At 49.1% G+C, this 26,408-nt stretch carries 25 protein-coding genes; 7 read left to right on the forward strand and 18 right to left on the reverse strand.

Annotated elements, in window-relative coordinates; translation table 11 throughout:
* Positions 1-93 precede the first annotated feature (93 nt).
* Positions 94-1,053 (reverse strand): ribokinase, encoded by a 960-nt coding sequence (gene rbsK, locus S7335_RS00155; protein ID WP_006455409.1) that lies wholly within the window; start codon positions 1,051-1,053, stop codon positions 94-96.
* Positions 1,054-1,314: a hypothetical protein gene (locus tag S7335_RS00160; RefSeq protein WP_038015298.1), complete on the reverse strand. Its 261-nt coding sequence runs from the start codon at positions 1,312-1,314 to the stop codon at positions 1,054-1,056.
* Positions 1,315-1,473: 159 nt separating this feature from the next.
* Between S7335_RS00160 and dxr the strand changes: the two genes are divergently transcribed.
* Together dxr and S7335_RS00170 are read left to right on the forward strand one after the other, a co-directional pair.
* Positions 1,474-2,643: a 1-deoxy-D-xylulose-5-phosphate reductoisomerase gene (gene dxr, locus S7335_RS00165; RefSeq protein WP_006456097.1), complete on the forward strand. Its 1,170-nt coding sequence runs from the start codon at positions 1,474-1,476 to the stop codon at positions 2,641-2,643.
* Positions 2,644-2,736: 93 nt separating this feature from the next.
* Positions 2,737-2,949 (forward strand): hypothetical protein, encoded by a 213-nt coding sequence (locus tag S7335_RS00170; RefSeq protein ID WP_006453856.1) that lies wholly within the window; start codon positions 2,737-2,739, stop codon positions 2,947-2,949.
* Between the two features lie 150 nt (positions 2,950-3,099).
* Here S7335_RS00170 and S7335_RS25570 read toward each other — a convergent pair whose 3' ends face one another.
* The gene (locus S7335_RS25570) at positions 3,100-4,932 is read right to left on the reverse strand and encodes a phospholipid carrier-dependent glycosyltransferase (RefSeq protein WP_006455941.1); all 1,833 of its coding nucleotides are present in this window, start codon (positions 4,930-4,932) and stop codon (positions 3,100-3,102) included.
* Positions 4,933-5,011: 79 nt separating this feature from the next.
* Here S7335_RS25570 and S7335_RS00180 point away from each other — a divergent pair, with 79 nt between their 5' ends.
* Positions 5,012-5,653, forward strand: a complete 642-nt coding sequence (locus S7335_RS00180) for a LysE family translocator (RefSeq protein WP_006455408.1) — start codon at positions 5,012-5,014, stop codon at positions 5,651-5,653.
* A gap of 11 nt (positions 5,654-5,664) precedes the next feature.
* On the opposite strand, the gene S7335_RS00185 is transcribed toward S7335_RS00180, so the two are convergent.
* Genes S7335_RS00185 through S7335_RS00200 form a run of 4 tightly spaced genes read right to left on the reverse strand, consistent with a single transcriptional unit; the run spans position 5,665 to position 10,409 of the window.
* On the reverse strand, positions 5,665-6,285 hold the full coding sequence (locus S7335_RS00185) for a DNA-3-methyladenine glycosylase (RefSeq protein ID WP_038015300.1): 621 nt from the start codon (positions 6,283-6,285) through the stop codon (positions 5,665-5,667).
* Positions 6,286-7,731 carry an ABC transporter substrate-binding protein gene (locus S7335_RS00190; RefSeq protein WP_006455777.1) on the reverse strand — a complete coding sequence of 482 codons (1,446 nt, stop codon included), beginning with the start codon at positions 7,729-7,731 and terminating at the stop codon, positions 6,286-6,288. It lies immediately after the preceding gene.
* A gap of 45 nt (positions 7,732-7,776) precedes the next feature.
* A complete protein-coding gene (locus S7335_RS00195) occupies positions 7,777-9,279 on the reverse strand; it encodes a serine/threonine-protein kinase (protein WP_038015302.1) in 1,503 nt (500 codons plus the stop codon).
* A 26-nt stretch (positions 9,280-9,305) separates the two neighbouring features.
* On the reverse strand, positions 9,306-10,409 hold the full coding sequence (locus S7335_RS00200) for a LysR family transcriptional regulator (RefSeq protein WP_006455132.1): 1,104 nt from the start codon (positions 10,407-10,409) through the stop codon (positions 9,306-9,308).
* A 344-nt stretch (positions 10,410-10,753) separates the two neighbouring features.
* Here S7335_RS00200 and hrcA point away from each other — a divergent pair, with 344 nt between their 5' ends.
* Positions 10,754-11,848 carry a heat-inducible transcriptional repressor HrcA gene (gene hrcA / locus S7335_RS00205; RefSeq protein ID WP_006454111.1) on the forward strand — a complete coding sequence of 365 codons (1,095 nt, stop codon included), beginning with the start codon at positions 10,754-10,756 and terminating at the stop codon, positions 11,846-11,848.
* A gap of 27 nt (positions 11,849-11,875) precedes the next feature.
* Here the strand turns inward: hrcA and S7335_RS00210 are convergent, their stop codons facing one another.
* Together S7335_RS00210 and hemH are read right to left on the reverse strand one after the other, a co-directional pair.
* The gene (locus S7335_RS00210; RefSeq protein WP_006454481.1) at positions 11,876-12,445 is read right to left on the reverse strand and encodes a rhomboid family intramembrane serine protease; all 570 of its coding nucleotides are present in this window, start codon (positions 12,443-12,445) and stop codon (positions 11,876-11,878) included.
* Positions 12,446-12,526: 81 nt separating this feature from the next.
* The gene (hemH, locus tag S7335_RS00215) at positions 12,527-13,690 is read right to left on the reverse strand and encodes a ferrochelatase (RefSeq protein WP_038015304.1); all 1,164 of its coding nucleotides are present in this window, start codon (positions 13,688-13,690) and stop codon (positions 12,527-12,529) included.
* 64 nt (positions 13,691-13,754) lie between these two features.
* Here hemH and S7335_RS00220 point away from each other — a divergent pair, with 64 nt between their 5' ends.
* Complete coding sequence (locus tag S7335_RS00220; protein WP_006454670.1) at positions 13,755-14,945, forward strand: site-specific integrase; 1,191 nt, start codon at positions 13,755-13,757, stop codon at positions 14,943-14,945.
* Positions 14,946-14,965: 20 nt separating this feature from the next.
* Positions 14,966-15,088 carry a DUF2887 domain-containing protein gene (locus S7335_RS26520; RefSeq protein WP_006455440.1) on the forward strand — a complete coding sequence of 41 codons (123 nt, stop codon included), beginning with the start codon at positions 14,966-14,968 and terminating at the stop codon, positions 15,086-15,088.
* Positions 15,089-15,157: 69 nt separating this feature from the next.
* Here S7335_RS26520 and S7335_RS00225 read toward each other — a convergent pair whose 3' ends face one another.
* From S7335_RS00225 to S7335_RS00265, 9 genes are all read right to left on the reverse strand, one after another.
* Positions 15,158-16,492, reverse strand: a complete 1,335-nt coding sequence (locus tag S7335_RS00225) for an FAD-dependent oxidoreductase (RefSeq protein ID WP_006455748.1) — start codon at positions 16,490-16,492, stop codon at positions 15,158-15,160.
* Between the two features lie 5 nt (positions 16,493-16,497).
* A complete protein-coding gene (gene cobD / locus S7335_RS00230) occupies positions 16,498-17,613 on the reverse strand; it encodes a threonine-phosphate decarboxylase CobD (RefSeq protein WP_006457247.1) in 1,116 nt (371 codons plus the stop codon).
* Positions 17,614-17,648: 35 nt separating this feature from the next.
* Positions 17,649-17,933: an HU family DNA-binding protein gene (locus S7335_RS00235; RefSeq protein ID WP_006453939.1), complete on the reverse strand. Its 285-nt coding sequence runs from the start codon at positions 17,931-17,933 to the stop codon at positions 17,649-17,651.
* 513 nt (positions 17,934-18,446) lie between these two features.
* Positions 18,447-20,585 carry a type IV pilus secretin family protein gene (locus S7335_RS00240; protein WP_227499916.1) on the reverse strand — a complete coding sequence of 713 codons (2,139 nt, stop codon included), beginning with the start codon at positions 20,583-20,585 and terminating at the stop codon, positions 18,447-18,449.
* A 119-nt stretch (positions 20,586-20,704) separates the two neighbouring features.
* Complete coding sequence (locus S7335_RS00245; RefSeq protein ID WP_006454723.1) at positions 20,705-21,541, reverse strand: hypothetical protein; 837 nt, start codon at positions 21,539-21,541, stop codon at positions 20,705-20,707.
* Positions 21,541-22,290 carry a PilN domain-containing protein gene (locus S7335_RS00250; RefSeq protein WP_038015307.1) on the reverse strand — a complete coding sequence of 250 codons (750 nt, stop codon included), beginning with the start codon at positions 22,288-22,290 and terminating at the stop codon, positions 21,541-21,543. Before S7335_RS00250 ends, S7335_RS00245 begins: the two co-directional genes overlap by 1 nt.
* A 4-nt stretch (positions 22,291-22,294) precedes the next feature.
* Entirely contained in the window at positions 22,295-23,401 is a 1,107-nt protein-coding gene (gene pilM, locus S7335_RS00255) for a type IV pilus assembly protein PilM (RefSeq protein ID WP_006457111.1), read from the reverse strand.
* A 387-nt stretch (positions 23,402-23,788) separates the two neighbouring features.
* Complete coding sequence (locus S7335_RS00260) at positions 23,789-24,247, reverse strand: phage holin family protein (protein WP_006455049.1); 459 nt, start codon at positions 24,245-24,247, stop codon at positions 23,789-23,791.
* A gap of 87 nt (positions 24,248-24,334) precedes the next feature.
* Positions 24,335-24,523, reverse strand: coding sequence for a YqaE/Pmp3 family membrane protein (locus S7335_RS00265; RefSeq protein WP_006454035.1), 189 nt, complete (start codon positions 24,521-24,523; stop codon positions 24,335-24,337).
* A gap of 565 nt (positions 24,524-25,088) precedes the next feature.
* On the opposite strand from S7335_RS00265, the gene S7335_RS00270 reads away from it, so the two are divergent.
* Positions 25,089-26,378, forward strand: a complete 1,290-nt coding sequence (locus S7335_RS00270) for an ABC transporter substrate-binding protein (protein ID WP_006457647.1) — start codon at positions 25,089-25,091, stop codon at positions 26,376-26,378.
* Positions 26,379-26,408: the final 30 nt, after the last annotated feature.

Consider the following 26,408-nt stretch of genomic DNA (forward strand, 5'->3'; position numbering starts at 1 on the left):
CGTGAGAACCAATCTAGCAATCCTGATGCCTAGGGCCTAAATACCAACAACCAATACCTAAGAAAATAGATAAGACCCAAAGCAATGTAGAGATTAATTAACGCTCAAGAAAGCATTAACCTCAGCGGTTGTTGGCATTGCACCTTGAGCACCTGAGCGAGTAACTGCTAGCGCTGCAACAGCATTCGCATAGCGAATCGCTGACTTGAGGGAATCGCAATCTTGGAAAAAGGGAACACCGACGCCTAAATTAGTCTTTTTTGAGGAACAGATTGCTGCTGCCAATCCACCATTAAACGCATCTCCAGCAGCTACTGTATCTACTGCATCAACTACAAAAGCTGGAAATTCAAAAGTGCCCGCTGTGCAAACACAGACGCAGCCCAATTTCCCTAGCTTTATGATCACGGTCTCAACCCCTTGCTGGTGTAGGTTTGTCGCTGCTAAAGTGGCGCTTTTCATATCTAAAACTTCTATCCCTGTCAGCAGTTCAGCTTCAGTTTGGTTGGGTGTTAGTACAGAGATATGCTCACAAAAGTCTTTAGTCAGCTTCCCTTGAGCTGGAGCTGGATCAACAATGACGAGTAGTCCAGCTTCATGGGCTAGCGCTGCTGCCTTTTGCACAGTTTCCAACGGAATCTCAAACTGAAGCAACAATACTTTTGCCCGGTCCAAGTGAGTGACTAGCTGATCTAATTCCACATCGCCCACCTCACCGTTTGCGCCAGAAACAACAACAATCTGATTATTGTTAGGTGCAACCGTAATTAGCGCTGTTCCTGAAGGCTGGCTAGAGCTGATGTTGAGCGATCGCGTATCAATGTTTTCGGCTTGGAGCTGCGATCGCAAACTTTCACCAAATCCATCATCTCCCACCCGGCCCACCATAGCCACATTTGCACCTGAGCGCGCCGCTGCCACTGCTTGGTTTGCGCCTTTCCCACCAGGTACCGTGACAAAGCTAGAACCCGTCAGCGTCTCTCCTGGCTGCGGTAATCTTTCTACCCGCGCTACAAGGTCCATGTTTAGACTGCCTAGTACCAGAATTTCCATTCACTCGCTATCCGTCGTTTCTCTTTTCCCTAAATCTATCGGCGGCCGATCCGAGCTCCATCCCCACCAAACTGAGCCGCACTCGCACTGATAAAACTCTTGATACTTCCGCTTTCGCCCATCGACAAACACAGGTGCTCGTCGATTTATCCAAACGGCCTGGGCTTCTGTGCTGCTAGCTCCACAGCTCGGGCACCCGAACGGCCGAGCGTGTACGGCATCTTTTGTCCAGCTAGGCGGAATCGGGGCAAACGCATCCATGAGTTTAGAGCTCCGTAAGTTATGCTACCCATTACGGTAACGCCTACAGTATGCTGCGTCTATCCGGCCTGGACTTGGGTAGGCCAGATAGAGCAGAATCAAGCAAAGTGACCAGCAGTATGGTGAAATAAAGAAAACATTACAGATGGGATTCCTACAGTGAAAGCCATAACCCTGCTCGGTTCAACTGGTTCTATCGGCACACAAACGCTCGATATCTTGGCGCAATATCCCGATAAGTTTCGATTAGTAGGCATCGCTGCCGGTAGCAATGTCGCCTTATTAGCTAAGCAGGTGATGCAGTTTCAACCAGAAATCGTGGCTATCTGTGATGAAAGTAAACTGACTGAGCTTAGAGAGGCAATTGCATCGTTAGAGCCACAGCCAATCATCGTTTCAGGGGAAGCTGGCATTGTCGAAGTTGCTAGATATGGCGACGCTGAGGCTGTCGTCACAGGTATTGTTGGTTGCGCTGGACTACTACCTACAATCGCAGCTATCAAAGCGGGTAAAGACATCGCCCTAGCGAACAAAGAAACCCTGATCGCCGGAGGTCCGGTTGTGCTGCCCTTGGCCAAGCAGCATGGCGTCAAACTTCTACCTGCTGACTCCGAGCACTCCGCTATCTTTCAGTGCCTTCAAGGCGTTCCTGAAGGTGGCTTACGCACTATTGAACTGACGGCATCTGGTGGCGCTTTTCGCGATTGGCCTGTAGAAGAGTTACCTAACGTCACAATGGCCGACGCTATCAAGCATCCTAACTGGTCGATGGGTAAGAAAATCACCGTTGATTCAGCAACGCTAATGAACAAAGGGCTAGAGGTGATTGAGGCACACTATCTCTTTGACTTGGACTACGACGATATTGATATCGTCATTCATCCCCAGAGCATTATTCACTCGATGATTCATCTTCAAGATACATCTGTATTGGCTCAGCTGGGCTGGCCAGATATGCGTCTGCCACTGCTCTATGCTATCTCTTGGCCCGAACGCATTCCCACTGACTGGAAGCCGTTAAGTCTAGCAGAACTTAGCATGCTTAGTTTCCGCAAACCAGATCATCAAAAGTATCCCTGTATGGACCTTGCTTATGCCGCAGGTCGTGCTGGAGGAACCATGAGCGCAGTACTCAACGCCGCAAACGAGCAGGCAGTGGCCCTATTTTTAGAAGAGAAGATTCATTATTTAGAGATTGCTAAAGTGATTGAACAGGTGTGTGATCGCCACCAAAGCGATCTCAACAGCTCCCCTAATCTAGAAGACATCTTAGCTGTCGACCAATGGGCTCGTGCTGCTGTTACTGAGCTGACAGCCGTGAGTGCTTGATAATAGTTAGATAGAGTGTTCAGATCCGTAAATGGAACGGCGCACACTGAATTTACACTTGTAAAAACCGGCAAGATAGTTGAGGAGATCCGCGTGGAAATTGCATTGACCATAGGTGCGCTAGCGATCGCAGCCGTCGTTTTTTTCTGGCTGGTCGACTTCCTCAAAGACACGCTTAAAGCCACTCTGATTGTTGGCTTCTTCCTACTTGGGCTATGGCTAGCCTTTGGCATTGGCCCGAGCGAAGTTTGGGAAACCCTTAAAGGTTGGCTGCCGGACTTTCTATCTTCCAAAGGCAATCTTTAACTTGAAGACTAACCTCAATCTTCTTGTTGGCTTATGTCATTGGCCTATTTTACTGGCCTGCGAGTATCTAACCCCTTGCGACAGCCAAAGACAACGCGTGCGTGCGAGTACCTGTAGGCTAGTTTATTCAATAGGTTTGAAGGTGATGAACTAAGCATTACCGCAGATGTAATGGCTATAAGAAAACGATCCTTTGTTTCCTCGAAGAGGCTCGCCACAGCCTGCAGGCTCTAATGAGGGTGAAATTCCTAACATCCATAAATCAAACAGCTGTGACTCAGAACGAACCAACCCTCTAAGGGTTCCTTCAAGATCGTTGTTTGTAATCAAATCTCTCTTTAATAAAATAAAGCGTGGTTCGCTTTTCCACTGCGATCGCGCTTCCAAATCTTTTTCTAGCTGCTGTTGAATTTCCCACGCTACTGACACGATTTCAATACCATATACGCTCGGCTGATTACCTACGACCGTCTGAGCCCCTAAGATGACTGGATATATCGATTCTGCTTGGATAAAATCGACAAACCGATCGGCTTGATAGAATTTTAGATGCGTACGATCTAGAACAATTACTAGAGATCCCAAAAAGCTCACACCCAAAACAGTCATTACAAAAGCCCGACCACTGATGTATTGCCTAACCAGCGGTAATTTAATCTGAGCAAACATATGCTCGCCATCTCTAGTCCAAAAAGGAGCCAGCAACGCACCGACTAAAATCACAATACTAGGATAAAAAACAAAGCTGTATCGATGACCACGAGTAATATCGAATCCAGCACCATAACAAATTGCCAAAAAGACTATATTACTCATGATGAAGAATCCACCGATGGCTAGTAATCCTATGTGCCGTTCGGGTTGCTGCCATTGAAGCTTGAAAGATCGCACAAGCCATGGCACAAGCCACGGCACATAGCCAAACAACAACACGACACAAGAAACAACAATCGTCGTCACAGCCACCGGTCCATAGCCACTAGACACGGGTGCTAGAATCGCGTACAGCCAGCCTGCGACTGATTGGGCAACTGGGCTTAACCAAAAGCTAAGATCTCTAGAACCGGTGATATAAGTCGTCTGGGGACTGCCATAGAAATTTAACAGAATCGGTAGCCACAGCAAAATTCCAGCAGAGGTTCCTAGCGCCACAATATAGATCTGGATCCATCGCGATCGCAACCCAGCCCACCTATCTTGACTAAAGTCTCGAACAAGCAAGCACAATAACACCAACCCTTCGACAAAATGAGTAATGGCACAAAAGTAGTGCACCGCCACGCCGAATGAATTAATGACTATCCAACCTAAGACTACCGGCCAACCTATCGCTCGCCGGCCTTCTACCGCTCGAACAGCTAGTACGAAACAACCCAAAGACCCCATCACCGCTAGAATCGCTAGCGTATAGTGCCGGGCCTCTTGAGAGAGAAAGATAGAAAAGGGAGAAACCACCATCAGAGCAGCACATAGCAGGGCCGTTAGCCGATCGCGAAAGCTAATCCAACCAACCCAGTAGCTAACAGGGACAGCGATCGCACCGAAAAAAGCAGGCAAAGCCCTAGCTGCCCAGACAGAAGCATACCCATCCGCTTCGCCTATCAGCCAGTGAAAAAACACCATCCACCAGTGAGCCAAGACAAAGTAAGCAGGTGGATGATTGTTTTCTGCAAGCAGGTAAGTTACGGTGTCTGCTGCCGTTGCGCTAGGCGTGAGACGCAAGGGGCGAACAATCTGTTCTAATGTGATGATTTGATCGGTTGGAATGAGTCTAGAAGAATTGCCAAGGCTGAAGAGTATAGTCGAGATTTCGTCCATCCAGGCAGGTTTGGCGACTAGATAGGTCAGGCGGATCATTAAGGCGATCGCGAATAGTCCTAATAGCCACCGGCCCACATGCCGAACCTTGGTAGCAGATTGAGAGTACGTGGGAAATTCGTCTCCAGCAGAAAGGACTGCAGGTTGACTTATTTTCTCGCTCATGGAATTTGCGCTTTATCTCTATGCTCAGAAGGTAACCATAGCAGCCTAACAGTTTAGAAGAACTGGTAAACTCTCTTGTATGAGTTTTAGTCAGGCTGCTGCTTTATTTAGCGTTATGTTTGTGCTGTCCGCCACGCCAGGACCTAGTGATTTTGCGGTGGTTGCTCGGTCACTAACGGCTGGTTTTCGGCAAGGCATGATGATGACACTAGGCATTGTCGCAGGTGATTTCTTATTTATTGCTTTCGCTATCTACAGCCTCAGCGAAGTTGCCGAATCGATGAGTGGTTTGTTCTCCTCGGTTAGATACATTTGCGCCGCATATTTGGTTTGGCTAGGCGCTAACACACTTAAAGGTGCATTTAATCAAAGTGCATTTAAAGGCAGCTGCGTCAGAGCAACAAACCTATCAGCTTCAAAACGATCTTCTGGGTATGCCAGCTTTTTCAGTGGATTGTTGATCACACTAGGAGACCCGGGCGCAATTCTTTTCTATATGGGACTGTTTCCAGCTTTCGTCAATCTACAAACAATATCCATTCACCAGACATTGCTGATCATGGGGATGGCAGCGCTGATCATAGGCGGTGTGAAAACAACAGAGGCGTATCTAGCAGATAGGGCAAAGAAAGTCTTGGAAGATGTTCGAGTTCAAAGGACCTTGAATATGATGTCAGGCTGTGTTCTATTGGGTACTGGCCTAGTGCTTCTAGTTAAATGATCAAAGGATTGCTAGTCTGGGACAGCATCGACATAGCGCCACATATGCAGGGCTAGATATGACCGATAAGGTGCGAATCGGACCGCTGTGCGAATCGTTTTCCTACGTTTGCTAGTAAGCCTTTCTAACGTCTTCTTGGCGGTGACGTCGCCGTCAGGCCAGATATTCGCATCGGCAAAGTAGAAGATTCCCATCATATCAGCCGTCCACTGACCAACTCCCCAAAGCACAGTGAGACGTTTGGTCCGTTCGGTGTGGTTCAGCGCGCCGAGTTCTTTTGCATCTAACTGATTGGCTCGGGCCGCTTGGGCGATCGCCACCACCGTCCTCACCTTAGCGCCTGACAACCCGCAGCCTCTCAACACAGCTGGATCAACTCTTACTAGGTAGTCGACAAAATTCACGTCTGCTGGCACGCTGGCGACTAGCCGTGCCCAAATCGAAGCAGCTGCTTTGAGTGAAAGCTGCTGTCCCACGACCGTCCGACACAGTTGCTCTACAAACGGCCGATCTTGCTTTGCAACCAGCTCTAACAGGCCATTCTGTTGGATAGCGAAGCTGAGTTCAGGGCTCAGCGTAGAGGCAACCATCAAAAGCTGATGGTGAATATCCTTGATTTCCTCCAGGGGCATCTACTCTACGGGAACATAGTCAAATCCAGTCCCCGAACGACTGCCAGGCACTACCTCTACTAGCTGTGATGGCTGATTGCGATCGCCCGTCGGTAAAAATCTTACTGTCTCAGTTGCCCCAGACGCACTAAAATCAGGTTCCGCCAAGATAGTGGCAACGCCTTCTCTAGTCGCATCCTGGTCAATAGCCGCAACCAGCGTACTGACTGCGTCATAGGCCATCACCGTCCGCCAGTTGACATCACCTCCCCATAGTCGACGAGATTCACTGACAAACCGACTTTGCTCATAGCTGAGAATATGCCACGGCACAGCCACGACTAACCCCTCTGCATTGGCCCGGCCCACATCTAGGATCTTGAAGTTGTACATGTCATCACCACCAATCATCGGTAGCTCCTTTTGGTTGACCGAAATGATCTGTAGAGCAATGTCATTGGTATCCGCCGTCAGCGCCAGCATCACGACTTGAGCGCCTAGCCTCTTCGCCTCTTGAAGGGCTTGCCCCGCACTAAATCCTGGCTGGCTAATATCAAAATCAGCCACCACACTACCGCCGTTACTCAGCAGCTCTGTAGTAAATTCTGACTTCACAGAGCGGCTATAGGCACTGTTGCTATCGAAGAAAACAACGGCCTGCTGCTGATCGATTTCGTTGAGCATGTACCGGGCTAGCGTGGCAGCGGCTAGGCGATCGCTAGGAACCGTGCGAAAGATATAGTCACCCGCATTCGAAATACTCACCGCTGTACTCGTGGGTGAAACCATCGTCAGTTCGCCCGCCTCATACACCGCTGCCGCTGCCAAAGTCGCATCGCTCGTGTAATGACCTACCACACCTAAGACAGAATCGTCTGCGGCCAAACTTTCGGCCACTTCGACTGCAGTTTCTGGATCGCCCCTATCGTCAAGCAATAGCACCTTCAAAGGCGTTGTGCCGCCTGCTTGATTGATTTCCGTTTGAGCTTGGGCCACTCCGCGCATCATCTCTAGCGAAGCATTCAAGGCACTGCCCACCGGGACTACCACTGCAATAGTATGAGCAGCGGCGTTGCCAATCTGGGCGTTGTTGAGATAGATCAAAGATTCTGGATCGTTTGGCTCTGCTTGCAATGCTGCCGAAAACTCTGCCTGAGCGGTCTGAAAATCCTGCTCAGCAAGCGCGTCTAGCCCTCTTTGCTTAGCCGCAGACACTGCCCCGGGCAGCAGTGATCGCCCAGATGAGCCATCAGCACCAGTTACCAGTGAAGCATTGGAGGAATTAGTAGCGCCTGCCTGATCACCTGAAGAATCAGTAGTACCTGTCCCATCGCCGCGCTCTGAAGACACAACAGGACCGGCCCTATCAGTGAACTGATTCACCAGAAACCAGCCGCCCCCACCCAGTAGCGCAGCCGTAAACAGCAGCGCAGCAATTAGAGTAGGCAGCTCATTCTTTTGGGCCATAAGACTGTTTGGATCGACTCTATCTAAACAAAGATGTCTGATTTCTCACATGATACGGGAAAGCAAGCTAAATATTAGCCGAAAGACAATCGCAACGATCACCATAACCCCTCCGGCCATCATCGCGATGACCGCAATCGGCACCCAGCCGCCCCCACCTAAAATAGAATGTAGGGGGCTAAAGAAGGCGATAACCGCAAGGGTTACTCCAGCAATGATGACAAGGTCCATGCCCTCGATCGCTCGCCGCAACTGAAGAGCGACCAGTACAGCTAGCATTGCCAGCCAAGCGCCACCACCGACTAGTGTGGTTCCTAACGTGCTAAGACAGGCGACCGCTAGCAGTCCTCCTTCTACACCTGCAAACGCGGCGTTACCTAAGAACCGAGGCACAGATAGCAGCTGCACGGGAGCGCTAGCAGGTACTACAGGCGGTGAAGACTGCTTCGGATTTGCTGGTGAGCCAACTTTTGGATTGGCGAGTGGAGGGGTAGGCTTGGGCTGGGAAGGAGTGACAGAGACAGATTGAGCAGATTGAGCAGATGAACCCATGATGGCTCTGCCAGTGGCTCTCGCCTGGGGGCTTACTGTCGATTGTGCATTTTTCGTGAGTGCTTCTACGACCGCCGCGGCATTAGGGAAACGATCTCTCGGCTTAGGTTGCAGCATCTTTTCTAGCACCTGTGCCAACCCTGTAGAAATCTGAGTAGACGACTGCCAGTTCCATCGGTTCGACACCGGATCACGTAGCTGATTCGAGTCTCTATCGGTCAGTAGCACTACACACGTAGCCGCCAACGCATACAGATCGGATGTTTGGTCGACCTGGCCACTCATGATCTGTTCTGGCGGTGCATAGTCGGGTGAACAGATTGTGGTTGGGCCACGCCGACCTGCTGTCGGCGTGGTGACCTCCTTTACTGCGCCAAAATCTAGCAGCGATAGCTTACCGTCTTTACCCTGAATGATATTTGAAGGTTTGACATCTCGGTGGATCGCGCCATTGTCATGTACAAAGCCTAGTACATCTAGCATCGCTGCCAGTACTTTCTCAATATCAGGTTCAGAAAATCTACCTTGGCGATCAAGTAGCTTTTCTAGATCGTCTCCCTCAACGTACTCTTGAACTAGATAAAACAGCTCTTCAGACTGGTTGTTCAACGGGTTGGTGACCAGCAGAGGGAAATAAGCATACAGGTTCGGAATTCTCGGATGTTGCAATCCCAATCGCTCTAGCACAATCGCTTCTTGGTTGAACAACCGTTGGGCGGTCGCTAGCTGCGGTGGCGTTAGCGTAACCGGCGGCTGAAATAGCTTCACTACACAGCGCCGTTGCGTTGGCGAATCAAAATCCTTTGCTAGAAAAGCAGTACCAAATCCCCCCTTACCCAACAGACTTACTGGCAAATAGCGACCGCGCAAAATGAGCTCCATACGACAGGCGCTGCAGTACTTTTGAGCTAGGGGATGCGGTAAGTTGGGATTATCGAGGTCCGAAAAATGATTGATCGGCGATGAACACTTAGGACGAGTGCAGTGCAGTTGCATAAAGGAAGGTCACAAAAACTCGACCGCTAGCGACTGGCCTCAGCATCGACTGCGGCTTTGGCCTTATCAGGCACTGTAGCAGATGTTTCCTGAGTAGCCTGTGTGGATTTTTCCTCAGGAAACTCGTCTTCAGAAAATTTGTCTTCAGCGTTGGATTTGCCGTTGACTTTCCCATTAGATTTAACACTAGCCTTCTTGAACTCTAGCGCCCGGTTTGTAAACTGCGGCAAGATTTCTTTGGTAAAGGCCTCAGCTGCTTTTGAGCGATAGCGATTGGGATTAAAAATCACAGAGAGGGTCCGTTTGACTTCGACAGATTCAATCCGGGCTCGATGAATCACACCCATTTGCAATTCTTTTTCAATAGAGGAGGTAGAGGCAAACGCTACACCTAAGCCAGATTGAACAGCATTCTTGATAGCTTCAATCGAGTTTAGCTCCATCTCTACGCGCAGTCTGCGAGTTTCAATACCACCGCGGGCTAATACCTGATCGATCACTTTACGAATAGTGGACTGAGAATCTAGCGTGATGAACTTCAGTTTGTACAAGTCGCTACGGGCAATTGTCTCATTAGTCGCTAGCGGATGAAAAACTGGCATAATTAGCGCTAGCTCATCTTCTGCGTAAGAAGCGATCTCGAGGGAATCTTGCAGTTCTGGGGGGACTTCTCCACCAATGATAGCGAGATCTATTTGGCCGTTAGCAACGCTCCACGAGGTGCGGCGGGTGGAGTGCACATGGAGTTGAACAGCGACTTCAGGGTAGCGCTGACGAAATTGACCGATCATGCGAGGCAGTAGGTAGGTGCCGGTAGTTTGACTAGCACCGATGATTAGCGTTCCGCCTTGCAGGTTTTGTAGATCTTCAATCGCGCGGCAGGTTTCTTGACACAGGCTAAGAATGCGATCACCATATTCCAATAGCAGATGTCCTGCTTCCGTCAGTTGCGCTCTTCTTCCGCCTCTGTCAAACAGGGGGACATCTAGCTGCCGCTCTAGGTTTTGTACCTGTAGGCTAACAGCGGGCTGAGAGACATAGAGACTGTCAGCTGCCCGCTTAAAGCTACCCTCGGCGGCGATCGCCTTTAGGATACGAAGCTGGTCAAGAGTAAAGGGAAGATCAGACATGATGGCGTAACCTGACAACTCAGGAGTCCAGTGAAGGTGAAAACGCAGCGATAGCTAAAATTTAAAACATTACGGTAACTCTCTGAATTTACCAGGTATTGGGGTGTTTACCGCAGTTCTGCTGTATAGCTGAAGGTATCCTTACTCAAATTGGGGATCGCAATCGGTAAACCTCGCCTAAAATGCGCACAGCGAACGGTAAGAGGCTGAAATGATCCTTTATGCTTTAGAGGGACTGGTACTAAAGCGTTCCCATAGATGTTCTATAGGACGTTGCTGTAGATGATGTGTACGTAATAGACATGCGTGGGCATTTCTATTAAGAGTGATCACACCGTAGGTTTATGAAGCTTAACTCCAGGCAGCAAGATATTCTTCGCGCTACGGTGCGTCACTATGTCGACACAGCAGAACCCGTCGGTTCTAAGTCTTTAGCAGATGGATACGATCTCCAGGTAAGCTCAGCAACCATTCGGAATGTAATGAGCGCTTTAGAAGGCTCTGGTTTGCTCTATCAGCCGCATACCTCTGCAGGTCGTATTCCTTCTGACTCTGGCTACCGTAGGTATGTAGATGAGCTGATGATGCCGTCAAAGCCCCTGACGCGCCAGATGGAAACGACACTGAGTAATAAGCTCGATTGGGACGGTATCGCTATGGAAGCGCTGCTTAAAGAGTCGGCTCAGGTACTTTCAAGATTGAGTGGCTATATTGCGCTAGTAACCTTACCCCACGTAGAAGCCTCGACTATCAAGCATTTGAAGCTGGTGCGGGTTAGCGATCGCCAAATTCTATTGATTGTTCTAGATATCTATCACAACCATTCGATCTTACTGCCGATAGATAGCGAACTCGAAGATGAGCCTAAAGATATCGACGCCGAGCTACAGGTGCTTTCTAATTTTTTAACTGACCAGCTGAAAGGCCGCTCTTTACACGATGCAGAGCTAGACTGGTCAAACTTAGATCAGACTTTTCAAAGGTATGCAGAGGCGCTTCAAAGCGCAATTACCGACTTGTCTAGAAAATCACGTGTTCTGCCAAATACTCAGATTTTGATCAGTGGTCTAGCTGGCGCGCTAGATCAGCCGGAGTTTGCCGAACGTGAGCAAATTCGCAGCATCGTTCAACTTTTAGAAGATGGTCGCGATCAGCTTTGGCCTTTGATCGCTGCTCCTCTACCTTCGGAAATAAAATCAGGAAGTGCGCTGACCAATCAGCAAAGGATTAGGATTTGGATTGGCGCAGAGAATCCACTCGAGCCGATGCGTGCCTGTGCGCTAGTCGCCTCTCGGTATGGACATGCGCCGGGGCCCACAGGCAGCCTAGGCGTGTTAGGACCTACAAGGATGCTATATGAAAATGCAGTTGCAGCGGTAGAAGCGGCCGCCAACTATCTAACCGACGCGGTATCAGGCAATCAGGAAGTCTATATCTAAAAGTTGCCGTTCTAAAAGTCGGCCGTTCTAAAAGTCGTTAGAGGGCTGTTTGGGTCTTGATAATAGTCTGGCCGCTAGCACACCGCCTAGAAAGCCAAATAAGTGACCTTCCCACGAGACCCCTGGTTGAGTGGGTAGTACACCCCAGATGATACCGCCGTATAAAAATGCAACCAAGAGCGAGAAGGCGATCGCCACCGCGCTCCGCTCGAAATACCCACGCAGTAGCAGAAAGCCAAAGTAGCCAAAAATAACGCCGCTTGCCCCAATATGACTAGCGGGTGAACCAATCAGCCAAGTTCCAAAACCGCCGACTATCGCTGAAATAATACTTACCCAGATAAAGTCTTCAGTCTCTCGCAGCATGATCAGCCATCCCAAGCTCACCAGTGGCACTGTATTTGCAATCAAGTGCGCAAAATTACCATGCAAGAATGGAGCAAAGAAGATACCGAAAAGACCAGGGAGCGATCGCGGACGAATCCCAAAATTATTTAGCGCACCTCGAAACACCACCTGGTCGACAATCTCTATCGCCCATAACAAAACGACAATGCCAAACAAAATCTTGATCTGTAGCCGGAATTCCTTAGCCATAGGTACTGACAGAGAAAGCTAGGGTAGTCATCAGAAAACTAGAATGCTCATCGACATGCTAACAACGGCAGAGCAGTACAGCTACAGCAGCCCGATCAGGTGCAAAGGACCCTGTCCAGTGACAATCTCTGCCAGCAGCGCCAAAAATCCTAGCATCGCTAGCCGTCCATTCCATACTTCAGCGACTGGCGTCATTCCCCAAGCAGACTTATCTTGCGGATAGATTCGCACCTTCTTCTCCGGCTTTACCAGGTCGGAAAAATGCACAGGTTTGCCGCTTAGGGCCTCCTCAACCATATCCGCCATATCCACCACAAAGCGCGGATAGGTATCTAACGCCGGCACTCGGTGGAAACCCTCAATTCCTCGCTCTTCCGCAATCTCGCGATACTCGATGTCAATCTCTTGCAGCGTCTCAATATGCTCTGAAACAAAGCTAATGGGCACGACAACGAGATCTTTGATACCTTTATTCGCTAGCGCTTCAATCGCGTCTTCTGTATAAGGCTGCAACCATTCAATCGGACCGACTCGGCTCTGATATGCCAGCGTGTAGTCGTTAGGCCGACCCAACGCCTGCATAATTAAATCAGTGCAGTGCTCGATTTCTTTCTGATAAGGATCGCCAAACTCTTCTACATAGCTGACTGGCACACCATGGGCACTAAAGAAGATATGAGCCTCATTAGGGTTTGGTAGCTTATCTAGTTCTATGCGGATCAAATCAGCCATGGAATTTACGTAGCCAGGACGCGCATACCAGGACTCAATCAGGGTGTAGTCGATTGGGGTCAAAGCGGGGTCTTCCTGCCAAATTTGCTCTAGCAGGCGAAAGCTAGAACCGCTAGTGCTGATCGAATACTGAGGATAGAGTGGTAAGACGACCAGCTGTTCGATACCGTCTTTTTTAATCCGGGCGATCGCCTCTTCGGTAAATGGGTGCCAATAGCGCATCCCCACATACACCTCAGCGTCCTTTCCTTTTTCTTTAAGCGCTTCTTTTAGCGCCGACCCTTGCTCCTCTGTAATTCGTCTTAGTGGTGAGCCGCCACCGATCTGCTGATAGTTTTCTTGAGACGTTTTTGCCCGCCGACTTGAGATAAACCAGGCTAGGGGCTTTTGCAAAGCAGGGAAAGGAATTCGGATGATCTCAGGATCCGAAAACAGATTAAACAAAAAGGGCTGCACGTCCTCCGGCTTCTCTGGTCCACCCAGATTCAGTAACAAAACTCCCACACGGCTCATAGTGAATCGCGTACCCTGACGCTTAGTGTTTTAATAATCTTTGTCTATCGTAACAACTAACGTTATGCCTGAGACATTCCCTTCAGCGGAAATTGCCACAGAAACAGCAAAACACCCAATAGATGCGCCGCTTGCCAAAGTCAATCAGCGGTTCAAGGCTGCCAAGCTCGGACTCAAAATCGAGCGTCGTGGCGATAAACTCAACTTACGCGGCACCCTGCCACCTCGTCCTGACAGTCCTAAACTCAAAGCCTACCAGCAGCGTATTCCGCTTAGCCTTCCTGCCAACAAAGCCGGGCTAAAGCAAATTGAAAAGACAGCCAAAGTTGTCGCTGCTCGGCTAATCGAAAACACGTTCAGCTGGCAAGACTACCTGGGTCCAACGGCTGGATTAAAACGGACTGGGGCAGACATCGGGGCACAGATTGCAGTCTTTAAGAACCACTTTTTTGAATCGCGCGCTGGCATAGCCAAACCGTCATCAACTCGCACCACATGGGAAAAGGCGTACGTTCCTTACTTCAACAAGCTACAGGCGATCGCAGCTCAGCACCCTAGTTACTCTTTGCCCGAAGCCATCTACGCCACTGTCCAGAGCACTAAGGCAAACTCTCGCAGTCGTCAGATCTGCTGCACGGCGCTAGAGGCACTAGCGAGCTTTCTCAATATTTCTTTGCCAATCGAGCTAAAGGCTTATTGGGGTAGCTACGGTAACAGCAAAACTCAGCTTCGTCGGCTCCCCACCGACGATGAAATCCTTCAGACCTACGAAAAAATCAAAAATCCGGCTTGGCAGTTCGTCTATGGCATCATGGCTACCTACGGCCTGCGTAATCACGAGGTCTTCTACAGCGACTATAGTATGCTCACTAGTGGCGACGATGAAGCCGCTATCGAAGTCCTAGAAGCCACTAAAACCGGCCAGCACGACGTTTGGCCCTTCCCCCTCGAATGGGTAGATGCTTTCAATCTACGAGAAGTTAGATTGCCTAAGGTCAATACCGATCTAAGCACCACCACACTTCAGCTCGTTGGACAGCTAGTTTCCAAACAGTTTAGGCGCTATGAAATCCCGTTTTCGCCCTACGATCTGCGCCATGCCTGGGCCGTTCGCACCATTGGCGTTGGTCTGCCCGACACGGTCTCTGCCCGGATGATGGGCCATTCAGTGGCCGTCCACAACCGCACCTATCACCGCTGGATCACTCGCCGCGACCAGAGCGCGGCGGTAAAAGCGGCGCTGGCCAAAGCGTAAGAACCTTCTTCTCAACTGCTATGCGCCGAGACTCTATCTTTTTTCATTTGTTCCAGCAATATCCTCAGCTACTCTTCGACCTGCTGCCAACGCCGCCCGACAACGCCGCTGACTACAATCATGATGTACCGCTACGAGGGTAGTAGCCAGAAGGAAGTCGAGCCAATCTAAATATTTCATTGAAGGATATATAAAGGCGCCCGATTCCAGACCTAATGACTACGCCGCCAGTTAAACCAGTTTTCTGACCAGTCTCGTTTCCAGTGTCCAACCTCCCACTGAGACCGTTGATATTGTCTAGCTGTTGCCTGCGCTAATGCCAACAGATGACCGGGTGATGTTGATGGGACATTAGGAATCTTGTGGCAAAGATGGGCTACAGACTGACCGAGGAAAGCAGCTAAAGGCAAAATGTAATCAGCGGCGCGATCGCCTACTAAATGAATCCCTACTAGCCGACGATCGACACTCACTAACTGGCAATAGCTAGGTGAGGGCGTAGCTCTAGATAAGTCGGTGCTGTTCGCTTGAGTGACTTCCTCTACTTGCACCTTAGTACCGTAACGGTGGATTGCCTGAGTCTGGGTAAGCCCAGCCATCGCAAACTGGCCACCCGCTATGATTGTTTGGCCAAGCTTAAGTCGGCGTGTAGGTAAAAATAGGGCATTTCTGATGGCAACTGAAAGGTCTTGATGAGTGATGACGGTATCTGCCTTTCCTTGAACTGCTGCACCACAAGCAAATAGGCGAGGCGTTCCAGCTTGTAATTTTCGATTGACGCTTAGATAAGGTGAATACTCTGAGGAACGATAGGCAAACTTAGGTAAGATCAGCGCGGGTTGTTCAGTACCAAAGCGCAGCGTACAGTCTGACTGGCTGTCAATCACCTGAGTATCGGCTGGATCTAGAAAGGTGACACCGGCTTGCGTGAGTTGCGATCGCGCCAGTTGCTGCACTTGTTTATTCCAATCGGGTAATACCTCTACTGTCTGCAGCGTCACTTTGACACCGAGCTGGCCTAGCACCTTAGCCCACAGTAGTGATCGCAGCTCTCCGCCCCAAACCATGACTCTTTGAGGAAGTTGTGTCGCACTTAGTAGCGGCTTAAACACATCGGGCGATAAGCCAAAAGCGGCTAAGACCGCTCGCGCTTTTATCTGCCTACTGTACGTAGTCACCCAGCTTTTTTTAGACAGCTGCACAGGCATCTCTAAGACGACATCAACGCCTTTGGCGCTCATCGCTGCCACCGAGAGATCGCTATCTTGAGTTTCAGTAGCGATCGCACTCCATTCCAAAAAAGCGCTCCAAGCCCAGTTTGGTCTGTCCTGAGTTTCGTAACCGAACCACTGACTCACTGCCTGCGTTTGCTGTCCATTCGCAATTTGCTGAAGTGCTTGCAGCAGAAAGCGACATCGCTGGTTGAGCAAAAACAAACCTGGTGGCTCTACTAAGGCCACTCTAGCGCCATAGCTAGCAGCCTGAAGCGCAGCATTTCGCCCCGCTAACGTTCCACCAAGAATCACTAAGTCATACTCAACTGCCATTGACTTTACCCTGGTCTCAACTCAGGTAGGACCTCAGCTAGGGCTACTAGTAATTTCTGATTTTCCTTTTCAGTTTTGATTGCCACTCGAAAATAGCGATCGCCTAATTCTGCAAAGCTCATGCAGTCACGGATATAGATCTGATAGCGTTTGAGGAGCTGCTCTTGTAGCGCTGTGGTCGAAACATCACAGGCAACCAGAAGGAAATTGACGTAGCTAGAAAGCGGGGTCAACCCCCTGAGCGACGCTAGCCCACGGTAAAGCTGCGCCCTAGCTGATTCTAACCACTTCCAAGTTTGGCGCTGAAAGGAATTGTCCTGAAGTGCAGCGATGCCGGCTGCGGCTGCGAAGGTATTTACCGACCACGGATCCCGCCATTGCCTCCACCGGCTAAGGGTTGGGGGATAGGCGATCGCATATCCTAGCCGCACGCCCGGCATACTGTAGAACTTCGTCAGCGAGCGGATGACAATTAGATTTGGAAAATCGTAGACGGCTTCAATCGCGCTCTGGTCTTGCTGAGGTGGCAAAAAATCCATGAATGCTTCGTCAACGACAACGAGCGCGAATTTTGACAGGAGCGATCGCACTTTCTTTCTTGCAAAGACTGCTCCAGTCGGATTATGCGGATTATTCAATAGAAAGCCGCACTCATCGAGTGGAATGCCTTTAGGAACAGCCAAGCTAGCATCCCACTGCTCAAACCGCCAGCGGTCCGTATTCAAGTCGTCTATCTCTAACAGAGGAATATTCAACGGCTGGACATCGAACGATCTCAAAGCGCGATCATAGTCGCTAAATCCAGGACTAAGCTTTAGCGTTGGCCGTTGTAATGAAGCTAGATCGCGGGCCGCATAGGTCAGGAGTTCTGCTGCGCCATTGCCAGGAAGAATATAGTCAATAGGTAAGTGGTGATAGCGGGCGATCGCCTCTCGCAGCAGTCCATAGGCTGGATCGGGATATGCCGCTATAGACGAGAAAGCCGCTTGGATCGCTTCTAGAACAGAAGGAGGCGGTCCAAGCGGGCTGATGCTAGCTGAAAAGTCTAGCAGTTCATTAGGAAGACACTGTGCAAGCTCAGCGGCCCAAGTCAGATTTCCACCATGAACCGGTCTAGACATAGATTTCTCGAACGAGCCAAGCAAAAAAGCAGTGACTACTTCTTTTTGCCTGCCACCATTTCCTTAAATTGCTTACCGGCCGAAAACGCAGGCACTGTAGTTGCTGGAATCACCATGGTGTCACCAGTCTTAGGATTGCGGCCTTCCCGCTCCTTGCGATCACGTGGCTCAAACGAGCCGAAGCCCACTAGCGTAACCTTGTCACCTTTTGACACAGCTTCCATAATGGACTCTACAGCCGCTGAAATCACAGCATCAGCCTGCTTCTTCGTAACCGAAGACTTCTCTGCAACTGTATCGACGAGTTCACCTTTATTCATGCTTATCTCCTCGGAGGATGATTGAGTTAGTTTGAACGAGTTGATTTGATCTAAGTTGATTTGATCTGAGCCGACTAATGTTTGCCCACAGGTGTCTGCCCATAGACAAAGCTTGAAGTTTGTATGAGGCTTATCAAAATAAAAAGATTACAAGCAATTGACAGCAATCGCTGAAACCCTTGAAACCTCATGGAAATTTACTGACTCATTCTAAGGGGTACTTGCGCAATCTGAACAGAGAAACCCCTGAATTTGTATGCATTTGGAGGATTTTTAACAAAAATTACTGTTATGAGCGGCAAAGCGACGTTATGGCTTGACAAAAAGCCGATGCTTCCTTTGAAAAAGAAACGTCGGCTTTATTCAAAGATCGGTTGTATCTAGGATGGGTGATATCTAAAGGGGTAGTTTCCAAAGACAGCTAGCTGCATTCTTTGGCTGCATCCTATAGTCAGAAAATTGATAGCCAAAGCGGTAGCGTATTCAAGCGCTACACTAGCTGGTCTCTTACAACTATCTTTCTAGTAGCTGCTGCACATCTTCGCTAGGTACATAGCCATAGCCATAAACACTCTGGTCAGAATCATTCATGACCTGTGGGGTGAGCAAAACAATCAGCTCCCGACGAATATTCTCCCTATCAGAATTTCTAAAGAGCGCACCTAATAAAGGAATATCACCTAGAATTGGCACCTTAGTAACAGTATTTCGATCAGACTCTTGGATAATGCCAGAGAGCACAAGCGTTTGCCCATCTCTTACCCTAATCTGCCCAGAGGTTAGCTGACGGTTGGCTAGCAGTACAGCCTCTTCAGTCCCTATATTGAACGTATCGGTTGGGGCCGAGATAGAAGGTGCTACGGCCAAAGTCACAAAACCATTATCGTCAATCCGATCTATCTGAACCTGTAGGTTTAAGCCAGCATCCTCTTTTTCAAACGTCACTGTTCTAAGAACGCCGACCTCTGTAGTTTCTATGTCGGTTGTGATATTGGTGACGACTTCTTGAGTGAGCTGCACTGCGGCTGTTTGACCTTCTTGAATCACCAACGTTGGATCGGTCACTATCTTAGCGTTGCTGCTTTGTACAGAAGCTTCTAACTGAGCTAGGAACTGTCTAGCAATGCCCAAAGCGCCGCCTGCCACGCCAAAGTTTATTAGACCAATTCCACCGCTCTGGGTGATTGCTGTATCGCCTAGGCCAAAGGAGAACTGGGAACCAAAGGAGTCAGAATCATTCAGGTTGACATCAATCACTCGTAGATTAACAGCGACCTGACGACGACGAATGTCTAGCTGTACCATCTGAGCAGTTGCAATTTCAATTTGACGTGGTGTACCAATTAGCGTTAAAGAGTTTGTGCGCTCATCACCAATGACCTGTAACCCACGTAATAGCGGGTCAGCATCGGCAAAGTCAATTCGCTGATTGGTTAGAGATGACTGAGTAACTGTCGATTCGGTAACGTCTGTACCCTCACCGACTTCTACCGCACTCACGCTAGTTACAGAGCTTTCACTATTAACGGCACTTTCAGCGCCCATTGAGACTAGGAAGTTGACAGCGTTACTCACATCAATCTGGTTTAGGCGGATACTACGTACTAGAACATTGCGGGCGCTATTCGGTAGACGGGGGCCAACAAAAATGGTCTGGCCAACTTTATTCGCGTCTAGACCAGAGAGCTGTAGTACATAGTTAAAAACGTTTTGTACCGACTCGTTTTCGATATCTAAAGAAACTAAGGCGTCAAATGCTTCTTCGCCCTCTCCTTCATTGCTAAAAGCTAAGTTCAGACCAGTAGCTCTTGCTAATAAGGCAAGCACTTCGCGAGCGGAGGCATCTCGTAAGACCAATCTAGGTACCCGTTCTGTTGTGCCTAGATCAATTTCGTCTAGCGTAGAGTCGATATCGGATACAGATAAGTCACCGACTGGGGGCGCGATCGCCCGGGGTAACAGAGGAGGCGCACCGTTCAAAGTCGGTGTCGTAATCGGCGTACCGTCGATCATCACCTCTGGATTCGGCACGAGAATTTCGGGTGCTGCTTCATCTTCTATCGCTTGAGCAAGCTCGAAGGTGCTAGCGCTAGATCCTTCCGCTTCGATAGGAATGGCTTCGGTAAGAGTGGCTTCATTGAGACTGGCTTCGGAGAGGCTAGCTTCGGCGGAATTCGCTTTGCCAGGAACGGTAATTAAGGACTTTGGTAGGTTAGAAGGCGCAGCTTTGGCATGCGATCGCGTATCTAAAGCCAGCACAAAGTCATCGTCTGTTGACTTTTGAATCTGACTAACCGGCGCTTTTGTTTTGCTCAGTACCGTTACTCTGACACGTTCTGGTGCGATCGCTTCTAGCTTGACAGACGCAATTCCAGGCGCAGGATTCTTTCGAGTAAAACTTTCCCCTTCTGGCAACTTCAGCTGTGCATGAGCAATATCCGCTTGCAGTATTTCACCTAGGCTAGCTGTAACAACTTGAGGAGAATCTCCTCTAGTCTCCAGCTTCAGTTCCAATCCGGCAGCGGTTCTTTTCAAAGCAATACCTTCTACAATCGTCGCACCAATAGCAGATTGAGCAACGATCAGAGGGCCGGTCAGTACAGCTAAAGCGCCACCTAACATCAAGCTTCTAAAATTAAGACGGCGTTTCACAAAAAGGTACTCCTTCAATTGAATCTGGCGGTACATAGGCAAAGCGGAGAGCAGAAAATCTTGTCGTAAATATATAGACCGAAAGGCTGTAACTCAGGCGCGAGTGCTGAAAACTGACTTTAGGGATCGGCAGCTTCAGATTCAGCACTCTCAGATTCAGCACCCTCTTCAGTCTCTGGCGGCGCTACCTCTGGGGGTATATCCGCATCGGCAGCCGGAATTAATGCATCAATTTGAAATGACGTATCTAACTGAGACTTTGGGCTACTGATCACTTGACCGTCGCTACCAATCACGGTTTCCTCTACCGCTTGAGTGCTAGTGATGCTGAAGTCTCGGATCATCAATAGAGGCTCCAACCGTTCTAGATTTCTTAAAATCGATTGAGTCTGGGCATAGTCAGCAGAAAAACTGACTGCATAGGTCTCGCGAATGAGTTTTCCATTCACTCCCTCGCCCAGTGAGCTATCCGTCACAACAACTTTCTCTCCGGGGACGAAGGACTGAAGCTGCGCTTCTAAGAGAATAGGAGGGATGCCTCTAGCTCTGACCTGATTGCGAATGCCATTGAGCTTGGCATTACTGCTTTCAATCCGTTGGTTGATATCCAATAGCAGCGTATCCATCGTCTCTTCATTGGCAAAAAGAGCATATACATTTCGCCGTCTTTGCATCGCTGCGGCTAACGCTGCCTCAATCCTGGCAATATTTTCTAGCTCTTCAGCTTGAGAGATAAGCTGTTGTTCTTTGGTCGCAATGTCTACCCGCAGCGTTGCGTTACCGGCGGCCACAGGCATCACTTTTTCTTTGAACAGATAGCCAGCACCGCCTACTCCCACTAAGGCAATCAAAACCCCGAGGATAGTCGGCGTGATTTCCAGACCAAAGACAACCGGATTGATCGGTTCGTCAATAAATTCAACATCATCAGGCGAGAAATCTCCAAAAGCAGTCATTACTCTATTGCTCCTGTTGCTTGAAGGGCACGAATACGAGCAGCTATGCCGGTTGATTCTTGCTGTCGATTCAACTCGATGAGTAGTGCCGTTGCTGGGATACTCTTGATATCGCCAATGATGGTATAGCTAACTAGTTCAGTCGACTCGGCTGTAGCAGCCTCACCCGGACAGCGTCCAGGCACCTGCGATCCCAGATTGGCTGTCGTAATCTCAATAGAGTCACTGACCAGAAAAGGGGAGCTTTTCAGCGTGAGTAGAAAATCGTTTACGTCATTGAAAGAACAGGCATTGCCTGCTATCTCAATACCCCCTACCGCCGAGCCCTCTTCGGTAGGGGCTGTTTGTATCAGGGTTTGAATCTGAGTACGAGCAGGAATTCGCCCCTGCATATCGCGCACGATTGCCGACCAGGGACGGATGCGTTCAAACACGCTAGCTAGTGCTTGGATTTCTGCATTGACAGCCACCGTCTGCTGTTTGATGGTATCTACTTGAGCAACTTTTTGTAGAAGTTCTGATAGCTGCGCGTCTAGAGCAGAAGCACGAGCCGTGAGTCGATCTTTTTGTTTTTCTAGCACCATCCAGTAGCTACCCACACCACCAAACGCGCAGAGGGCAACGGCTAGCCCTATTAACACAGGAAGTCTTCTAGATGTAGGGCTAGCTCCCAACTGAGAAGCAGGAACAAGGTCCTCAACCGGTCTATCAACTCGGTCGTTGAGAAAATTAATATCGATTCCATACATAGCTTCAAACCTCCCTGAGCCCAAGCCCAAATACCGTCGCTAGCCCTGAGCGCTGAGTGGGCAAAGTGTCCTCATCGGTTTCAATTTCCAAAGAATCGACTGGATCAATTACAGTCGTAGGCAGACCCAAACGCTGAGAGAAAAACTGATCTAGATTACCGATCGCTCCGCCTGGGCCAGCTAATACTAGCTGTGCTATCTCCATGTCTTCTCCTTGACTAAGATAAAAGTCGATTGAGCGTCGTAGTTCGTCAGTCAATTCACCAAGAACCCGCAGCATGGCGGTCATACCAGGATTCATACCCCCCGTAGGTCTATCAGTAGCCGGTCTGCTATCAATCGGTGTGGGCGGTATAGACAGAGCCTGTAGCAAATTAATATTGCGAGAGGGAGGTAAATTCATCGCTCGGCTGAGAGCGCTTTGGATTTGGAAAGTACCTAGCGGAACAGCCCGTGAGAAGTGAGGGGTACCGTCTACTACAATAGAAATCTCGGTGCTCTCAAACTGAATATCAACAACGGTGATCGCTTCTTGTGAAGTAAACTGCCGTAGCTGTTCGCGGATAGTACGAATAAGCGCAAAGCTGCTAGCTTCAAGAATGTTTAGATCTAGGCCCGCCTGAGCAAAGGTTTCGGTGTAGCTGTCCGTAATCTCCTTTCTAACGGCAACCAGCAGAACTCTAACTTTCTCGATGCCATCATCGTCGAGCACGTAGCCGACTTTTTGGTAATCAACATCGGCTTCATCTCTGGGGAAAGGCAAGTACAGGCTAGCCTCCTGGTTGAGAACCATTTCATGAAGTTCGTCATCGTCGAGTTCGGCAGGCACGAGAATAACACGAGTGACCGCACGAGCTGGTATTGCAGTAGCCGCTTGGGTGACATTGATATTGTGCTCAGCCAACGTTTCTTGAATGATTTCAGCCATAGCCAAACTATCGACTATCTGACCTTCTTCAAAGACACCCTTAGGCACAGCAGCCGTTGCAAAGGCCTGTAGCGTTAGCTTTTGTCCCTGTTTTTTTAACCGCACTATATTGATGCGCTCAGGCGTCAGTTCGATACCGACACCCGACGAATTTCTGGAGAATAGTGACTTGAGTCTGTTCACGACCGCGCCTAGATTTATATCCGAATTTCGACCCTAGATTGCCCAGGTCTTAACAAGAAAATTACGTCCGTTTTCTGTAAGACTTGGGTGGCCTTACGCTTGTCGTAGCGGGTTTCATACGTAAGATTACAAATGAAGCTCGCTATAGCTTTTTGTAGTTTTCCCATCATGCAGATGTAACAAACAGGCTTGATGTGCGGCGCTGTAGTAGCTTCTTTTCTTCTACTTTTCTAAGTTATGGAATTCATCGGCGCGATCGCCCAGCAGTAATCACCCAAAACAAAGCCTTCACCGCTCGATATAGCAGTAAAGGCTTAGATAATTTGAAACTTGGTATGATCTAGCTTGATGAAAGCGATGAAAACAACAAACTAAGAGAGCGGCAAACTAAGAGAGCTTAGTACCTTCAAGCTTTTCTTGCTCAGTGACAGCATCGATGCGATCAGCATCAGACTTGTTTAGCTTTAGCTTTTCGCCCACACCAGCAATCTTAGATTCCACATCGTTCTTAGCAAAGTAGCCAGAGAGGAACGTGCTCACAGCAGATAGCACAATAGGACCTAGAATGAAGCCTATCAAACCGCTGACGCTAAACCCAGGCACCAGTACAGAGGCCAGCCAAAAGCAAAAGCCATTAACGACCAAGGAAAAAGCTCCTAGGGTAAGGAAGGTGACCGGCAGCGACAACAGCTTCAAAACAGGTTTAACAGAACCGTTGACAAGACCTAGCGACACCGCCGCCGCGAGTGCGGCAGGGAAAGTGGCAATGCCCACACCTGGAACAACCAGATCAACGATTAGGATGCTCAAGGCGGTAATTAACGTAGTTACGAAAAATCCCAGCATATTTTTTTCTCTTCTTTTTAAGGTTGAATGATTGAAAGCGACTCTAGAGCAAGGTCTACTTTCAGGCCAGTATTAGGTAGGGTCAAACTAATCTGCTGGCAGCGCAGCTTTCTCATAGTGTTTGGCGATCGCCCATACCGCGTGGATGCTACCAGGTAGCACACCTAAAAATGTCAAAGCCAGATTGATAAAAAATGCTGGGCTGATCCCGTAAGTCAAGAAAACGCCAACGGGTGGTAGCACAATACCAAGTATGTAACGGACAAGTTTGTTCATGGGGTGTCTATCTCCTTTGCTTTACTCTTTTAGAATGCCAGAACTCTTTTGCTTGTAAGGTGTAGAAAACCCGCTAGGATGAGGAAACAGATGGTACATCGACGGTTTTCACTACTCTTACACCTTCATTTGCAACAAAGCGTTCGGACAAAGTGTTTGGTCAGATGATTCGGTTGGATAACATGAGCTAGACGGCATAGTGAAATGCAGTCGCATCAAATCATCCAGAAGCCAATACCTCTAAGTATTATTAGAAGTGTAAATTCATACATCCATCCGAATGAAGAGAGCTTAGCTAGAGCTACTACCTCTGACGGAGGTAATTGAGGTTTAGGAAGGTTAAGGCTGTAACCTGCGCTACACAAGTGCGCTGATAATGCATTTGGAGCGAGTACGAACCTAGAGCGAGTAAGAAGTCGACCACTAGCGTTGGAATATAGCAGTAGCCTAGTAGCACAGGGCTGAGCTGTCTGATTACGATAATCTGGCCTACCCGGTTGCCCCAAACAGGTAGCTTGTGATGTAAAGTCACAAATCATCGCGCTGTTGAGTTGCTGTATATACCATGACAAATATTCGCTACTGGAAAAAGTTTGTAGCCCTCGCCTTAATAGGCCTACTCTCAAGCTGGCTGATTAGCTGTGGTAGCAGCGCTAATACTGCTACTGACGGTTCTGGTAAAGCCGAAGTCGAATTTTGGACGATGCAGCTCTCACCAAAATTCGATGATTATTTCAATTCGCTGATTGCCGATTTTGAGGCTGAAAATCCAGAGACGACTGTGAAGTGGGTAGATGTTCCCTGGTCTGATATGGAGACCAAGATCTTAGCGGCAGTATCGGCTAATAATGCACCGGACGTGGTGAATCTAAACCCTAACTTTGCCTCTCAGCTAGCGACGAAAGGAGCTTGGCTAACTTTAGACGATAAGCTTTCTGAAGAAGAAAAAGCAGTCTATCTACCGAAGATTTTTGAAGCGACCCAGATTGATGGCGAGAGCTTTGGATTCCCTTGGTATCTGACGGCTAGAGTAACGCTCTATAACAGTGAGATTTTTGAAGAAGCTGGTATTACCGAGCCTCCAGAGACCTTCGAAGCACTAGCTGAGGTGGCTAGAACTATCAAAGAGGAGACTGGGAAATATGCCTTCTTTATCAGCTTTGTACCCGAAGATGCGGCAGACGTGCTTCAGTCGTTTGTGCAGATGGGTGTAGCGCTAGTCGATGATCAAGGGAATGCAGCCTTTAATACACCCGAAGGCAAAGCTGTCTTTCAGTACTGGACCGATCTCTATCAAAATGAGCTGTTACCGCGTGAAGTGCTAACCCAGGGGCACGCTCAGGCGACTCAGCTCTATCAGTCGGGGCAAACAGCGATCTTGACCTCAGGCGCGGAGACTTTGAGCGCGATCGCAACCAACGCTCCAGACATCGCCGCTGCCACCAAAGCCGCTCCCCAAATTAGCGGCGTCACCGGCAGAAAGAACGTAGCAGCTATGGATTTAGTCATTCCTAGATCTACAGACGTAGAGGAAGCAGCGCTAAAGTTCGCCCTTTTCGTCACTAATGATGAAAATCAACTAGCTTTCGCAAAGTCGGCTAATGTCCTACCTTCTACAGTTAATGCGATGTCTGATAGCTACTTTACCGACCTGCCAGCAGAGGCTTCTCCTGTAGAGATAGCTCGCTCTGTTAGCGCTAGCCAACTAGAGGATGCAGCCGTGCTGATTCCAGCGATGGAAGATGTGAAGGTCCTGCAAAAGGTGATCTATGACAACTTGCAAGCGGCGATGCTAGGGGATAAGACCGTGGACGAAGCGGTAGCAGATGCAGCGACAGAGTGGGATAACCGATGACTTCGACGGCGCTCACCTGACTTCGAGGCT

This window comes from Synechococcus sp. PCC 7335 (assembly GCF_000155595.1).
Lineage (GTDB): Bacteria > Cyanobacteriota > Cyanobacteriia > Phormidesmidales > Phormidesmidaceae > Phormidesmis.